The 16646-nt window shown below is 73.1% G+C and carries 6 protein-coding genes; 1 reads left to right on the plus strand and 5 read right to left on the minus strand.

From position 1 onward, the window contains the following. Window positions 1-123: 123 nt before the first annotated feature. Complete coding sequence (locus IZR01_RS21745) at window positions 124-3579, plus strand: hypothetical protein (RefSeq protein WP_194924921.1); 3456 nt, start codon at window positions 124-126, stop codon at window positions 3577-3579. 97 nt (window positions 3580-3676) lie between these two features. On the opposite strand, the gene IZR01_RS21750 is transcribed toward IZR01_RS21745, so the two are convergent. From IZR01_RS21750 to IZR01_RS21770, 5 genes are all read right to left on the minus strand, one after another. Next, window positions 3677-5629 (minus strand): hypothetical protein, encoded by a 1953-nt coding sequence (locus IZR01_RS21750; protein ID WP_194924922.1) that lies wholly within the window; start codon window positions 5627-5629, stop codon window positions 3677-3679. After that, window positions 5626-9306, minus strand: a complete 3681-nt coding sequence (locus IZR01_RS21755; RefSeq protein ID WP_194924923.1) for a DUF5682 family protein — start codon at window positions 9304-9306, stop codon at window positions 5626-5628. The genes IZR01_RS21750 and IZR01_RS21755 overlap by 4 nt, the downstream gene beginning before the upstream one ends. Further along, entirely contained in the window at window positions 9290-10507 is a 1218-nt protein-coding gene (locus IZR01_RS21760; RefSeq protein WP_194924937.1) for an ATP-binding protein, read from the minus strand. Before IZR01_RS21760 ends, IZR01_RS21755 begins: the two co-directional genes overlap by 17 nt. A gap of 77 nt (window positions 10508-10584) precedes the next feature. Continuing rightward, window positions 10585-15753 carry a hypothetical protein gene (locus tag IZR01_RS21765; RefSeq protein ID WP_194924924.1) on the minus strand — a complete coding sequence of 1723 codons (5169 nt, stop codon included), beginning with the start codon at window positions 15751-15753 and terminating at the stop codon, window positions 10585-10587. Further along, entirely contained in the window at window positions 15750-16622 is an 873-nt protein-coding gene (locus tag IZR01_RS21770) for a DUF4132 domain-containing protein (protein ID WP_194924925.1), read from the minus strand. The genes IZR01_RS21765 and IZR01_RS21770 overlap by 4 nt, the downstream gene beginning before the upstream one ends. Window positions 16623-16646: the final 24 nt, after the last annotated feature.

The raw sequence follows: 16646 nt of genomic DNA on the forward strand, positions 1-16646 counted from the left end.
CCCCAGCCCCCCATAAGGACCCGAACCCCAAACAACAGTCCCTAGCGCGATCGCTGATCGGGAGCGAGAATCGGTGGCCGGGCACCGCGACCCGCAGTGCCCTTACACCGAATCGGAGAGTAGATGCCACTCCAACGCCGGCGCCGACGCGCCGCGGTGACCTCCGTGTGCGCGGCGGCCCTCATTCTGACGGCGATACCCACGAGTAGCGCGTTCGCGTTCGGGGCCGCGTCGGCCGCCGCCGCGTCGTCCGCCACAGTGTCGGCCGCCACCGGGGACCAGCCGGTGATCGTGGTCATGGCGAACCAGTACGCGAACCTGCCGGACACCGCCGCCTCGCCCGGCGTCAAGCAGGCGGCGATCGCCTCGGCGCAGGCTCCGTTGCTCAGATCACTCAAGTCCGCCGGTGGGCGGAACGTTCGGCCGCTCAGCGTCATCAATGCCCTGAGCGCCACCGTTTCGCCCGCTGAGGAGCAGGCGCTGCGTAGCGACCCGGCCGTCGCCGAGGTCGTTCCGGACTCCGCGATCAAGGTGCGGAGCGGGTTGGCGCTGCCGGGGTTGCCGTCCGGGGCTAAGGGCGGGCTGACCGCGACGGCATCCGGCAGCGGAGCCGGGACCGGTGCCGGCACCGCGGCCGCGACCCTCCCGCAAGGCACCTGTGCGGCGAACGGCGGCGTGCAGCTGAACCCGGAGGCGACCGAGGCCGTCAAGGCGGACTCCGACGTGCCCGGGGCGAAGACCGCGCGCTCGCTCGGCTTCACCGGGGCCGGGGTCACCGTCGGCGACATCGCTGCCGAGATGGACGTCAACACCCCGGACATGATCCGGCCCGACGGGTCGCACGTCATCTCCGACTACCAGGACTTCACCGGCGAGGGCGGGGATGTCAACGGCGGCAACGAGATCGAGTCGCTGCTCGACGACGGCATGATCGCCGCGCAGGGCGACCATGTGTACAACCTGCAGGACTACACGGCCTCGGCGCTCGGCAAGCCCTGCCTCATCCGCCTGGAGGGCGTTGCCCCGGGCGTGACGCTGGACGCCTACAAGGTCTACGGCGAGAACGACTACACCACCACCTCGGCGTTCCTGGAGGCCATCGACCACGCCGTCAGCGTCGACCACGTCAATGTCCTGAACGAGGAGGCCGGCAGCTTCCCGATGCCGGACACCAGCGCCGATCTGATCAAGGCCGCCAATGCGGCGGCGATGGCGGCCGGCGTCACCATCACAGTGCCCTCCTACGACGCCGGGGACCAGAACACGATCTGGTCGCCCGCCTCGCAGCCCGGCATCATCGCGGTGGGGGCGTCCACCACCTTCCGCTCCTATGCCCAGTCCGACACCGTCGGCTACGACAACATCGGTGCCACCGGCTACGTCAGCGACAACATCAGCTCCCTGTCTTCCGGCGGTGCCACCGAGCAGGGCCGCAGCATCTCGGTTGTGGCGCCCGGCGACCTGGACTGGATGATCTGCACCGCGGACAAGACTGTCGCGCCGGACTGTACGAACACCCTCGGCAAGCCGAGCCCGGTGTTGCAGGAGGGCGGGACCAGCGAGGCCGGTCCGCTCGTGGCGGGCGTCGCCGCGCTCGTCATCCAGGCCTACCGCGCCGGCCACGCCGGGGCCAGCCCGACCCCGGCGCTGGTGGACCAGCTGATCGAGAGCACCGCGGACGACCTCGACGTGGTCGGGTCCGAGCAGGGATCCGGGCTCGTGGACGCCTACCGCGCGGTCGAGGCGGCCAAGTCGGTGCGTACGCCGGACGGCGCGGGCCAGGCCACCGGCAACACCCTGGTCTTGAGCGCCGACCAGTTCGACGCCACCGCCACGCCCGGTAGCGTGCAGCACTTCAGCACCAGCCTGACGAACACCGGTAGCAGCACCCAGACGGTCAGCCTCGGCGGCCGCACGCTCAGCCCGAGCGTCGACGTCGCGAACCGCACCGTGCAGCTGGCGAACGGCGGCTCCACCTACGTGGATCAGTCCGGAGCCACGAACAACTACCTCAAGGTGACCTTCCAGGTCCCGCCGGGCCAGGACCGGCTGGACTCGAACATAGCCTGGCCGGGCACCGGGCAGGCCGCGGTGAACCTGGTGCTGCTCGACCCGAGCGGCAAGCTCACCGCCAACAGCCTGCCGAACGGCAACGGCAACCACGGTCATGTCGACGTGCACAACCCGGTGCCCGGCACCTGGACGGCAATCATATCCGACTTCGCCGGCGCCTCCGGGTATACCGGGAAGGTCCTCTTCAACGCCGCGGTGGCCCGGTTCGTGCCCTTCGGACAGGTGAGCCCGTCCACGGTGACGCTGCACCCGGGTCAGAGCACGAACATCGCCGTGAGCGCGAAGACTCCGGCGAGCGCCGGTGACCTGAGCGCTTCGCTCACTGTCAGCTCGCCGCAGTCCGGCCGCAGCTCGATCCCGATGACGCTGCGCTCCGAGGTCGCCGTGAACAACGGCGGGGGCGTCTTCGCCTCCGACATCCAGGGTGGCAACGGCCGGGGCCAGGTCCCGGCGCAGAGCGAGTTCTTCGCCGTGAACGTCCCGGCCGGCAAGCCGGCGCTGGACGTCCGTACCGCGCTGGCCGACCACCGGACCGACCCGTACTACGTCTACCTGGTCTCGCCCGACGGGCAGAACCCGGCCCGGGCGTCGAACCTGACCCCTGAAGGGAGCGGGAGCACTCACACGACCGTCGCGAGCCCGGGCGCGCAACTCAGCGTGCTGAAACCGCAGGCCGGTCAGTGGACGATCATCGTCACCTTCACCAACCCGGTCAGCGGCGACGCCCTGGACACCCCCTTCACCGGGGAGGTCGACTTCCACGGGCTCGGCGCCACCGCGACCGGCGTCCCGCAGGGTGGGGTGATCGCCCACGGCAAGCCGGTGACCATGAGCTTCACCATCCACAACACCTCGCGGGGCACCGAGTCCTACTTCCTGGACCCGCGGCTGGACCAGTACGTCACCATGCCGCTGACGTCGGCGACGCCCACGGCGAACCTGACGCTGCCGTTGGCGGGCACCACGCCCGCGCCGCAGTGGATCGTGCCGACGCAGACCAGCCAGCTCTCGATGGCGGCCGTGTCGACCGCGCCGATCCAGTTCGACAGCTCACCGTTCAACGGCGATCCGGACGTCGGTTCCACGGCCGCCGGCAACAATGCGTTCGCCAGCTACCAGCCTCCGCAGGCCGGGGAGAGCGTGACGCAGGGCGACTGGGATCTGATTCCGCAGCCGAGCGGGGCCTTCGGCGGCACGACCGGGACGGCGAACTCCACCGCGACGCTGTCCATGACGGCCGTGAGCCAGGCCTTCAACGCCGACGCGGTCTCGGGCACCGGTGACCTGTGGCAGGCCGGGGTGAACCCGAGCGCGGCCTTCACTCCGGTGATCGTGCAGCCCGGCGGGCAGGCCACGTTGACGCTGACGGTGACTCCGAGCCAGGTCCCGGGGACGGCGGTTTCGGGCGTCGTGTATGTGGACGACTCGTCGGCGCTGAGCAACAACGGGCCGTCGCCGACCGGTGACGAGCTCGCTGCTTTCCCGTATCACTACACAGTTCAGTAGCAGTAGTGAAGTAGAAGAACAGCAGTGAAGTAGAAGTAGAGCCGCAAGACGCCGCGCCCGCCGATCTTCACCGGCGGGCGCGGCGTCTTGCTGAGAGCTACTCCTCCCGGCACCCCCACGCCGTGACGGCCAGATGTGCCGCGGCCGCGGACGCGAACAGGGCGGCGCCGAGCCAGGCCTGGGCGAAGACGCCGACGGTCTCGGGGACGGCGCGGCCGTAGGCGTCCCGGTCCGGGGCCGCCGCTGTCGTCGCGAGGTGGGTCAGGACGGCCGCCGCGTGCGGCATGCCGGCCGCGGCGAGCCGCCGGGCGTCGTCGTGGACCGAGGCCAGGCGGGCGGCGCGGCGGCCGCCGGCGGCGGTCCGCTCGACAGCTGTTCGGAGGTGATGCAGCGGGATGGCCGCCGTTGTGTCGGTCGGGCGCGGCGGGAGTTCCGCGGCCTGGTCGGGGGTGGCGTCGCCGGGGGTGATCATCGAGCTGTGTAGGCGGTCCAGGCCCAGACAGGCGCGTCCCTGCCAGGCCTCTGGCAGACGCAAGATGCTCTGCGCCGGGTCCGGGTCCGGGTCCGGGGACACGGCGATCGGTGAGATGACGCCGGGCCGTTCCGGGTCCAGGCGGGCGATCATACGGATCCGCAGGCCGGTCGCCTGACTCAGGATCCGGAGATTGTCCGCGTAGGCGAGGGCCTTGTGGTCGGAGACGCTGCGCAGGACGGCGAACCGGTCGCCGAGGCGGACCGGGACGTCGCCGGGCTTGGTCCCGGGCCCGGTGGCCGTGGCCGTGGCGTCGGTGTCGCTGCCGAGGATGGTCGCCGTCACGAACAGCAGATCGTCGCCGATGCGGGGCGCCAGGCCGACGCCGGGTGCGAGGCCGACGCCCGATGCAGCGGCCCGTGCCGCTGCGGGCTGCCCGACGCGGCCGGTGAGGACGCGTTCCAACTGCTCGCCGATCGGCTCCGTGAAACGGGCGTCGACCGGCCCGTCCCACCACGACGCGCCGGACGCCCGCACCGCGCGCACCCCCGCCCCGTGGCTCAGGCTGCCGTCCGCCGAGGCGGCGGCACCGCTGATGATCACGCCGTCGCGGACCAGTTCCCGATGGCTCAGCGCCGCGCCGCCGAGGCCGACCGGACCGTCGTAGGCGTTCTCGACCTGCGCCGGGCCGCCCGGTGTCACGGCCGGGACGGACCACGCGACGCCATCGGTGTCGACCACGCAGGTCACGACGCCGGCCATTCCCGAGCCGGCGATCACCGGCTCGCTGAACACTCCGACCAGCCGCAGACCGCCCTGCTTCTCGTGCCGTCTGCGGGCGGTGCCGCGTAGGGCTTCCAGAGTGACCGGATCAGTGCTCGTGGATAGTGTGTGCAGCGCGGCCATCAGGGTGCGGAGTTCGTCGGCGTAGGCGGGCAGGCTGTGGTCCTGGGCCCGGCCGCGATATCCGCGCAGCTGGGCCGCCACCCGGTTGCCGATCGCGGCCGGGAGGTGGAGTCCGGCCGCCCGGGCGGTGTGGACCGCGCGGCGCAGCGTGGCCTCGGTCGCCAGGCCCGCGCCGACCAGGCCGGTGTCGATGAGCTCGGCCGCGGCGGCACGCAGGGCTTCGACGGCGGCTTGTTGGTCCGAGCTCAGCGCCGCGGGTTCGTCCGGTGCTTCTTCAGCTGAGGGGCTCTCGGGAATCGCGGGATTTGCGAGATTCGCGGGGTTCCCGGGACTTTCGGAACCTTCGACGAGGCTCGGACCCGGGTCCTCCAGCGGTTCTGACACCGGTGCCAGCCCGAGCACCGCGGCGCGATGCAGGCAGGCCGGAGCGAGCAGACACGAGCACACGGCGTCCTCCGCGATCCGGACCGCGCCGTCGCGGACGGTCAGCACGACGCGGGTGTCCTCGTCCACTGTCACCGTGACCGTGTTCGTGGCCTGATCCGCGCTGGCCTCCCAGGCCGCGGCCTTGGCGACCGTGGCGTCCAGCCGCTTGCGCAGCCGGGGCGACAGGGCGTCGACGGCGTCGGCCAGCACGGGAGCGGCGACCGGGGGCAGATCCTGCTCGTTCATCGCGACCGCACCTGTTCTCCGACCCACGCGGCCAGTTCCGTCGGGCTCAGCGCGGCCACCGGCATGCCGGCCGAGACCAGTGCCCCGGCTGTGCCGGTGCTGTAGCGGGGGCGGCCGTCGTCGTCCAGGCTGGCGCAGCCCAGCAGCGTGCAGCCGGCCTCGGCCAGCGCCCGGACCTCGGCCAGCAGGGTGCCCAGCGGGGCCCCGTCCTCGAAGTCGCTGATCAGGACCACCATGGTCCGGGTCGGGACCGTGACCAGCGGGCGCGCCGCCGCCAACCCGGTCGCGATGTGCGTGCCGCCGCCGACCCGGACCTCCATCAGCAGCGACAGCGGGTCCGCGGCCCGGTCGGTGAGGTCCACGACCTCAGTGGAGAACGCGAGGAAGTGCGTCGTCAGCGCGGGCAGCGCGGCGAAGACGGACGCGGTCAGCGCCGACCAGATCACCGAGGACTCCATGGATCCCGACACGTCGACCACGAGGATGATCCGCCAGTCGCTCTGCCGGCGCGCGCGGGTGTGGAAGACGGGCCGCTCGGGCAGCAGCGTCACCGTCGCGTCCGGCGCGCGCCGGGCCGTGGCCAGGTTGGCGCGGATCGTCCGGGGCAGGTCCAGCGCCCCGGACGGCCGGTTCGTCGGCAGCGGCGAGGTCAGCCCGGTCAGCGCCGGGCGCAGCCGGTGTGCCAGCTCGGCGGCCAGCTGCTCGACGATCCGTTTGACCAGCGGCCGCAACCGCGCCACGGCGCTCTCCGGCAGCCCGCCGGCCAGACTCAGGACCTGGCGCAGCAACTCGACCGAGGGCCGCACGGTGGCCGGGTCGAGCTCGGCGACGGCGTCCAGCCGCCCGGCCGCGGCCGCTTGGCCGAGGACTTCTTCCCGGACGCTGACCCCGAACAGGTCGGCCAGATCCTCCGACCACTCGCGGACCGAGGGGTAGGGGCGCTCGTTTCCGGCGCCGGCGCCGCCCGGCGCGTCGTGGCCGTGGGCCGCGCCTTCGCCTTGGTTCTGGCCGTAGAGCTCGTCGAGGGCGGTGGCGTAGCGGAGGCAGGAGGGCGGCAGGGCTTGCCGGTCGCGACCCAGGAGCAGGCGCCAGCGGGTTGGTGCGGAGAGGGCTGATGCGGGGGCGGGGCTCGGCGGCATGGCAGACGTGATTGACGTGGTCGGCGCCGGATCAGCGGCCTGCGATGCTCCCGCCGGGGCTGGTCCGGGATCGGCTATGACTATCCCCGCAGCCGCGAGCGCCGCCTGTCCAGCCCGATCGGCGAGCGTAGCGGCGAGCAGCGCTTCCGGGCTGGCTTGTGCCGCGCTCCAATCCCGCACCGCCTGCCCGATCCGCTGCTCGACGGCCGCCAGCAGCCGGTCGCGGGCAGCCGGTGAGACCGCGGCGAAGCCCCCGCGCAGTGCGGGAAGCCGGGACAGGAAGTCCTCGTCCGGCAGGGACTCGATCCGGTCCGCCAGCGCGCCGAGGATTTCCGGGTCCGAGCCGACCAGCGGTTCAGCGGCCGTCAGCAGCCCGACGAGCCGACGGCGGATCGCCGTGCGCGATTCGGCGTCGACCGCGGCGTCCAGCCAGCCCGCCGCACGCTGGCCCAGCCGCTCGCCCGGCAGCGTGCCGATCAGGGCCCTGGCACCGGCCGCGGCGCCGGAGATCAGGGGCGAGCCTTCGGTTTCCAGCGTGCGCAGGGCCGCGTCCAGGCGCAGTTCCCCGCCGACCCGCCAGGCACGCATCGCCAGCGCGGCGATCGTGCGCGCCTCGCCGGCGTCGTCGCTGCCGCGCATGCCGTCCAGCCGGCCGACCGCGGCGGTGTCGAGCGCGGCTGACAGCTCCGGCAGGTCGGGTGCGTTGGCTAGGTCCGCCGGGTCGATTCCGGCTATGTGGCCGGACTGGATCGCGTCGACAGTGTCGGCGGCGGCGAGCAGTTCCGGCAGCGACGCGGACGGGATCAGCTCCCCGGCCACCGCGCGCAGCCGCTCGCCGGTGAGCGCCGGGAGCCCGCACTCGGCGGCCGCGGTGAGTCCGGCGACGGTCTCGCCGGGGGTCGGGCCCCCGGCCTCGCTCTGGCCGCGCAGCACCTGACGCAGCCGGCCCTCGGTGGCCTGGTCGAGCGTCACCCCGTGGATCGTCAGCAGGTCCAGGTTCGCCTCGACGGTCGGCGACCACGACGCCCGCCAGCGCCGGGTCAGGGCCGGGGCGCCGTCGGGGGTGCCGACGTCGGCCGGCTCGGCGTAGCCGACGTCGCAGGTCAGCAGCCTGCGAAGGGTGATCTCGCGGCGCCGGTCCAGCGGCGAGCGCAGCGGGTCCAGGCGGAGGTCGCGCAGGTCCTTGGCGGTCTCGTCCGGCCCGGGCAGCCTGAGTTCCTTGAGTAACTCCACGACCGCCGGCCGGAGCCCGGACCGGGGAGCCGACGGCGCGACCCGGCCGCGGCCCTGCCCGACGAGCACGGCGGACATCGCGGCGGCGACCATCCGGCCCCGGCCCAGGGTCTCGCCCTGGGCCAGCACCGATTGCAGCGATTCGACGAGCTCGCCGCGGGCCGGCGCGGGCAGGCCGCGCAGCCGGGCGAGGTCGACGGCCAGCCGGACCACCTGCGCCGCCTCGGCCGGACCCGCCGGATGCCCGGCGGCGCGCAGGTGCCGGCAGACCGCGACGGTCTTCGCGGCCAGGGCGGCCTCGACGGCGTCGGCGTCCCCGCCGGCCTCGAAGACCGCCTGCTGCCAGGCCGGGTCGCGGATGCCCGAGGGGTAGCCGGAGCGCTCGTCCAGGAGCGGGAACGCGTAGGGGACCAGGGACATCGCCGAGGTCGTGACGGACGCCAGGGCCTGGCGCACCTTCTCAGCGGCCTGGGATGTCGTCGCCGCGGTGCCGGTCAGGGCCGGGATGTGGAACGATCCCGCCACCACGGCGACCCGCCGCCCGGCGTGCGCGGCCAGGCAGTCCCGCATCCACTGCTCGCGCCGCAGGTCCCGTACCTCAATGGCCCCGGCGCGCGCCGCGTCGTGGCGGAAGCTCCAGCCGATCGCCAGCGCCGCGCGCCGGATCCGCTCGGCGCTGTTGCCCGGCGCCCGGGCCTCGACCAGCCGGTCCCACAGGTCGTCGTCGGGACGGCCGCTCGCCGCCGCCTTCATCGCCCCGGCCAGGGTGGGCGTCCCGGTCCGGCCGCCGGTCCCGACGGCGGACCACCCTTCGTCGGCCAGCGGCAGGTCGAACGGCACGACCTCGACGCCGGCGCGCGCCGCCCACCGGATCGCGGCCAGCTCCGGGGAGAAGTCCGCGAACGGGTAGAACGCCAGGCCGGAGTCCTGCTTCCCGGCCAGTGCGACCGGGGCCCGGGTCGCCGGGTCGGCCAGCCACGGCAGCCACGCCGCCGCCTCGGTCGGCAGCTCGATGAGCAGCACCCGCGGGGCCGCCGCGTCGAGCATCGTGCCGATCGCCGAAGCGATGGCGGGGGAGTGGTGCCGGACGCCGATCAGGTACGGATCCCGGGACCCGGCCAGGGCGTCGACCGCCTCGTCGGGGCCCGCGGTCTCGGCGGTCACCGAGACCGCGGGCGTCTCAGCCTTCGAGGACGGCTCGGCGATCGAGGAAGCCTCAGTGCTCGAATACGCCTGCGCCCCAGAGGAAGCCTCAGTGCTCGACGACACCTGCGTCCCCGAAGCAGTCTCAGCCCTTGAGGACATCGCGCAGTTCCCACATCCGCTGCCAGGTCCGGGCGCCGTCCTGGGCCCGCCGCCGCACCGCCGAGTCCCAGTACCCGAGCAGCCGGTCGGCGTCCGCCGGGTCGTCCTTGCGCACGACGCCGAGCAGGTGCCCCGGCACCAGCGAGAGCACGTCCCGGTCGCCCGGGAAGTACGCCGCGGCCAGCGCCAGCGACGTCGCCACCGCGACCGCCTCGGCGGTGGACATCACCGTCGAGGGCCGTTCGATCTCCCAGCCCTCGGCCGAGCGGCCCGATCGCAGGTCCCTGAAGGCCGTCACCAAGACGCCGAGCACCGCGTCGTCCACGCCGAAGGCGGCCTGCCCGGTCACCGCCTTGGCCAGCGCGCTGTGCGCCTGCCGGCGGACCAGCCCGACCTCGGCGTCCGGGTCGGCGATCGGGCCGATGGTCTCGAAGTTGAACCGGCGCTTCAGGGCCGCCGACATCTCCGACACGCCGCGGTCCCGCAGGTTCGCGGTCGCGATGACGGTGAAGCCCGGCGCGGCGTAGACGGCGCCGTCGGAGGAGCCCGAGAGCTCCGGCACCGCGATCCGCCGGTCGGACAGGATCGACACCAGCGCGTCCTGGACCTCCGGCAGGCAGCGCGTGACCTCCTCGATCCGGGCCACCGCGCCGCCGCGCATCGCCGCCATCACCGGCGAGGGCACCAGGGCCTCGCCGGTCGGGCCCTTGGCCAGCAACAGCGCGTAGTTCCAGCCGTAGCGCAGGTGGTCCTCGGTGGTCCCGGCGGTGCCCTGGACCACCCGGGTGCTGTCCCCGCTGACCGCCGCCGCGAGCAGTTCACTGAGCATCGACTTGGCCGTGCCCGGCTCGCCGACCAGCATCAGCCCGCGCTCCCCGGCCAGGGTGACGACGCAGCGCTCGATCAGGTCGCGGTCGCCGACGAACTTGCCGGAGATCTCCATCTTCCGCACCGGGTCCGAGCCCGCCGCCGCGCTCGACGCGTCGCCCGGCGCCGCCGAGCCCTCGGGCAGCTCCAGCACCACGCCCTGGCTGCCGCAGACGAACAGCACGACGGCGCGCGGCGTCAGCCGCCAGCCCGGCGGGCGCGGACCGGTGTCGTACGCGGCCAGGAAGCGCAGCTCGGCGGCGTGGACCGCTTCCGCCGGCTCGATCTGCCTGGCGACGCCGTGCTCGGCATCGATACCGTGTTCGGCATCCATACCGTGCTCAGCGCCCAACTCGTGCTCAGCGTCCATACCGCTCTCATCCATCGCTGTGTTCCGGTTCCCCATATCCCTCAACGCCTCCGGCCGGTCGTCAACTCTTCGAGCCGCGGCGGGTCGCCGTCCAGCACCCGCTGCCAGGCGGCCGCGTACAGCTCCGGGACCGGCAGCCGGGGCAGGGTCACGTTCAGCGCCGGCAGTCCCTGGGCGTCGATGCCGAGCCACCGGGACTTCCAGGCCTCCACCGGCAGGACCGGGGTCTTGAGCGCCAGCCAGCCGCCGGGCAGGAACAGAGTCCGCCCGGCCCGGGGCCGCGAACCGGTCACCACCAGCGGCGACGCGCCGAGCTCGGCGCGCGCGGCCTTCAGCCGGGCCGGCTTCCAGCCGGTCCAGGCGGCGGTGTTGCGGTCGGTCGGATCCGGCAGCGCCAGCACCATCAAATACAGGGTGGCAGCATCCTGCGACAGCTTCAGGTGAGCTGCCGCCTCGGTCACCAGATGCGGCACCGACCGGGTCGGATCCTGCGCCGGATAGGGCTCCGCAACCTCGGGAACCACCATCAAGGCGTCGAGCGCTTCGCCGAGCAGCGTCCGGATCACCGGGACCGCGTCGGCCCCGGACCCGGCGGCCAGCACCAGTTCCAGCGCCGGATCGTCGGGGCCGCTCAGTTCCCCGGGCACCAGCAGGGTGTTGAGCCAGCCCTCGCGGCCCTTCGACGCCCGGAACGGGCCGATCTTGAGCCCGTCCTTGGCTTCCGGGTCCGGGACCGCCTTCATCCCGAGCGCGGCCTCGATCTTCGCCGCGCCCTGGAAGTAGCCGCCGGTCAGCCGGGTCGCCGGGTCGCGCAACCGGGTCCGCAGCAGCTCAGTGGCGCCCGGGAGCGCACCGCGCAGCGGATCGCCGTAGGGCAGCCGGTAGGCCAGCCACAGCAGGGCCCGGACGATGTCGGAGGTGGCGAGCGCGTCCAGTCCGGAGGGCATGCCGGGTGTGCCGGGCGCGCCGGGGGTTTGCAGCAGCTCCCACGACTCGATTCCGGCGACCCCTTGCAGGATGTCGGCGACCGGCAGCTGGGCCTGCCAGGTGTACCGCGGTTTGAGCGCCGCGTGCGCCTCGGTGAGCAGTTCCTCGGAGATCACGACCCGCTTGCCGAACTTCGCGGTCCACCAGGCCGCGGCGGCCTCGATGTCGGGCCCGTGCTCCCACAGTCCCGTGACTCCGGGACCGGCCAGCGCGCCCAGCAGTTCGGCGGAGGTCGCCGTGGCGAACCGGTCGAAGCGGTTGAGCGCGGCCTTCACCTGCGCCGGTTTGAGGCCGAGCCGGTTGCGCGTCTCGGTGTCCAGCTTCCCCGCTCCGTAGGTGATGACGCCGGGGAGCCCGGCCAGGGCCAGCGATGCCTCGGCGGAGGTCATGCCGGTCGCCGCGGCCAGGTGCTCCACGGCCGCCGGGTCCCAGGTGACCGGGCCGGTCGCGAGCAGCCCGGCAAGCTGCTCCAGCAGCCCCTTCGGCCACTGCGGGACCGGCGTCTGCCCGGAGACCGCCCAGCCGTCGGCCACCGCCTCGAACGTGTCGCCGCCGGTGAGCTGGACGCCGCGCCAGAAGGTGGTGTGCTTCAGGCCGTCCCATTCGCTGCCCGTGTCGCAGAACACGATGCAGCCGTCGGCGGTGCGCAACACCTTCCCGGTGGTGGCCCTCTTCTTCTCGAAGTCGCCGTCCAGCCGCACCACCCGGACACCCCGGAGCGCCGAGCCGTGCTCCAGCAGGCCCGAAGCGGCGACGGCCTGGACCAACTCGGTCAGCGTCCGGCGGACCGGCTCGGCGGACATCGGCGAGGCGGCCCGGTAGGCCAGGCCCGGCAGCGCCGCCAGCAGCTCGACGGCCTGCCGCACCGTCTCGCCCTTCCGCCATTGCTTGCTGATGTCCCGGCCGTGGAACGCCGAGACCAGCCAGGACAGGGCGACGCCGGGCGGCGGCGGGGCCTGTCCGTAGGCGGAGGAACTGATGATGACCAGGCCCGTGGTGACGTCCTGGAGCGTGTCGTTCCACTGCGGGCGGGTCAGGCGCGGATCGACGGCCTCGGCCCCGGCCTCATCTTGCGCGTCGCCGTCCAGCGTCTCGCTGATCCGCGTGATGTCGGCCTCGCGCTCGATCGCCTCCAGGACGTAGCCGGCGATGCCCAGGACCAGGTTCGGATGCGTGATGTCGGGCAGTGCGGCCTGGACCGCCTCGGCGACCAGGGTGGTCCTGGTGGTGGACTCCTCGGTGGTGGACCTCTCGGTTGTGGACTTCTCGCTCGTGGCGTCGTGCAGGGCCAGCTTCGCCGCGTCCATCAGGGCCCTGGCTCGCTCGGCGTCGACGGTCCGCAGGAACCGGGACCCGGCCTCGTCCCTCGGGACCAGGTAGTCCCAGTAGTTGAGCGGCGGGACACACCAGGTCCCCTTGGCGAATTTCGGAGCCCGCTGTCCGATCTGGAGGTCGGCGATCCGGCGGGCTCCGGTGGACGTGGTGGACGTGGTGGACGTGGTGGTGCGGGAGGTGTCCGTGAAGGTGAGGTGCGTCAGCTGCGCCTGGCTCTGATGTCCGGGCGTCGTCAGGGCTCTGGGAGCGTCGGCGCCGGGGAACGAGACCAAGCCGACGGGGTACTGGTTGTGGCCGGCCGGGGTGAGGCGGACCGAGCGGCCGTCCACGGCCTCGCCGACGGTCGTTCCATCAGAGCCCTGATGGACGCGCCACCCGAGCACGCCGTTCGCGGTCGCCATCGGAGAGTTCTCGGTGCCCGGCACCGTGGGGCGGATCCAGCACAGGCGCCGCAGCAGGGTGCGGCCGGAGGGCAGAGCGTCCTCGAAGAAGGACGGCATGCTGGTGCGGCCGACGGTGCCGGTGGCCGGATCGAACTCCTGCCAGTCGTCATGAGCGCCCTGGCCCCGGCGCCAATAGGTCGTCCCGTCCGAGAAGACGTCTGCCGACTCGTGCAGCTCGGTGTCGCCGGCCCGCAGCGGGCGTTCGCCGGCCGAGCGGCCGTGGCCGGGTATCTCCATCGAGGAGAACTGGCTGTAGATATAGCCCCCGAACGTGGCCCGGTCCAGCTTCCGCAGCGGGCTGCCGGACCAGTAGGCGCCGCCGGGGCTGCCGTAGCTGTACCACATCAGGAGCAGCTGGCCGTCGGCGAATCGGAGGGTGGAGTTATACAGCTGCGTGCTGGTCGGCATCGACGCCGTGTGTTCCAGGACCGTCCCGGTGCCGTCGACGACAGCGATCTGCGTGTCCTTCTTCACCACCAGGTACGGCCACTGTGTGAAGATCTCGAAGGCTTCGCCACGGGCCGAGGGGAGCCCGGAGCCGTCGCCGGTCAGCTTGACGCAGGCCGCGTCCAGCGCGGGCCACGAGTACTCGTCGAGGATCCCGAAGCGCAGAGCTTCGGCGAGCAGTGGGGCGACGTCGAAGGCCGCGACCCGCTGGAGCGCTTCGGGGTTGACCGCCGCGACTCGGGCCGAGAGTGCGCGGCGGATCTGGTGCAGCGCGTCGTGCAACGGGGGCAGGCCCTCTTCGCCGACTTCCGTGGCGCGCCGGTCCAGCCAGCGCCGGACTCCGACCAGCAGGCCCGGCACCGCCTGGAGCTCGGCGAACCGGCCGGCGATGGGGCCGGTTCCGGCGGCGTCGGTGGGCGAGGAGCCGGCGGCGAACCGGTCCATGGACCGGTCCAGGGCCGCGCCGAAGACCGGGTCGGCGGCGAACGCGGACAGGTCGCGCTGGTCGGGGGTGTCGGCGGCGTCGAGCCAGTCGCCGATGTCGAAGTGCCAGGAGGGCTGGTTGCCGGTGCCGGTGCCGGTGCCGGTGACCGGCAGGCCCAGCTCCAGGCACAGATCGATCAGGTCGACGTCGATGCGGCGCTGGTCGACGACCGCCAGCGGCCGGCCCTCGGCGCGCAGCCGCGGAGCCATCCGGGTCACCAGGTCGAGCAGTTCGGGCAGCCGGGTCGAGGCCCGGTACCAGCGCCAGCCGCGCGAGCGGTTCTTGACGAAGCGGCCGAGCCAGCCGGCGGCGCCGTCGGCCGGCTGGGCTTCGGCGGGCACTGAGTTGCTCAGTGCTGATTTGGTGGGTGCTGCTTCGGTGAGCGTTGCTTCGGCGGGTGCTGATTCGGCCGGCCCTGCCTTGGTGGGTCCTGATTCGCTCGGCGCGATCAGCGAGTCGATCGCCCCGCAGTCGGTGAGCAGTCGCAGCCAGAAGGTGTCGGCCTCGGTGTTCGGAGCGCCGGGGAAGGCCGGGTTCATCGCGAGCAGCTTCCCGCGCACGGCCGGGTCGGCCTGGGCCAGCCGGGTCAGCGCGGGCGCGTAGGAGACCCAGAACGGCTTCGCCGCCTGGGCCAGCGCCGGCTGGTCCAGCAGGTCGCGCAGCAGGCTCAGCTCCTCGGCGGCGACGTCCAGCCCGGCGGCCTTGGCCAGCCGCTTCATGTCGGCGGCCAGCCCCGAGTACGGCGGCAGGCCGCCGCTGGTCCGCTCGGTGACCAGCAGCCGGAAGCGCCGGAACGCCTCCGGCGCGGCGGTGCGGGCGGACAGGGCCCGGGCGTACTCGCTGACGGCCTTCGCCGGCAGCGCGCCGTTGAGCGCGAACTCCAGGAACGACTCGGCCAGCACGTCCTCGTCGACCGCCAGGCCGTGGGCCCGCTCGGCGTCGCGGGCCTTGGTGAACATGGTCGCGGCATAGGTCTTGTTCTCGGCCGCCAGGAACATCCGGCCGACCTGCTCGTAGTAGGAGGGCAGGAAGTGCGGCACGGCGGCGGCCAGGCGCTTGCCGAGGGCGTCGAAGCCGTCCTTGGCCGAGCCGGGCTTGTTGCGCGCCAGCCGGCCCAGGCTCTCGATCTCCTTGACCAGGGCCAGCGCGTGGTGGCCGTTCGCCGGGTCGTGCACCAGCGCCCAGGCCGGGAAGCCGAGCGACTTGCGCAGGACCACGCCGACCTCAGCGACGCCGTCCGCCTCGGGGGCGGGCCGGTCGAAGCCGAGGAACTCCATCGTCAGGTCCTCGGCCTCGCCGAGTGAGCGCGGCACCAGGCGCACGACGGTGCGGTCGGGGAGCGCCGGGTGGCGATAGGCGCGGGTCTGGAGCACGTCTTCGCGCTCGCCGGGCTGGTCGCCTTCCTTGCCGGTCCAGGGGATCACCGCGCCGGCGTCCAGCAGCGCTTCGGCGGTGGCGGCGGTGGAGGTCGCAGTTGTCGCAGTGCTCGACATCTCTGTGCTCTCTGTGCTCACTTCGTCTCCTCCGCGTCCTTCACGACCCGGCCCGCGTAGAGCGCCGCCGCCATCCGCACGCCCTCGGACCAGGCGATCGGCCCCACATCAAGCAGCCGCAGGGAGGTCCCGTCCGCGGTGAAACTGAGCGAACCGGTCTCGGTCTCGCCCTCGTAATACGCCTCGCCGCACCAGACCCGGGCCTCGACGGTCCGACCGTCCTCCAGGACCCGGCAGACGGCCTCGCCGCCGCGCACCTGGTAACCCAGCGACGTGGCACGCCCCGTCAGATGCCGGACCTGCTCGTAGCGTCCGCCCTCGTAGGCGTCATACGCGCGGGCGTCGGGCCGCAGTTCGGCGGGCCGCTCCCACGTCTCCCGGAACAGCTGGTCGAAGGACTGCGTCACGTCCAACTCGGCGGCGAACTCGCGCAACTCGCTGAGATCGGGCAGCAGCACCGGATGCGGCACCGCCACGCGCTCGGCGGCCAGCCGGCGGGTGTCGCCGTCCAGCGTGACGACCCCGATCCCGCGCTCGTCGGCGGCCCGCAGGAAACCGACTTCGGCGGTGTCCCAGTGCCCGGCGTCGTCGACCTCGGCGACGACCAGGTCGGTCAGCACCGCCCGCCACGCCTCGTCCGGCCACACCCGGGCCAGCAGCGCGGCCGGCACCGGCAACGACCGGAGCATCCACTTCTCGATCTCGGTCCGGCAGCCCCGCTCGTGCTGCGCCAGCCACTCGGTGAGCTGTCGCAGCTGGACGACGGCGGCGTCGTCCTTGAGCTTGGCGGGTATCGAACGAAGCAGCTTGCCCGCACTGTTCCGCGCCACGACCTTGCCGCCGTCGAGGGCCACCTCGTACGACGGGTCGGCGGTGGAGATCCACCCCATGTTGGTTCCTCCCCAGGGTCTGTT

It is taken from the genome of Catenulispora pinisilvae (assembly GCF_015356865.1).
GTDB classification, from domain to species: Bacteria; Actinomycetota; Actinomycetes; order Streptomycetales; family Catenulisporaceae; genus Catenulispora; species Catenulispora pinisilvae.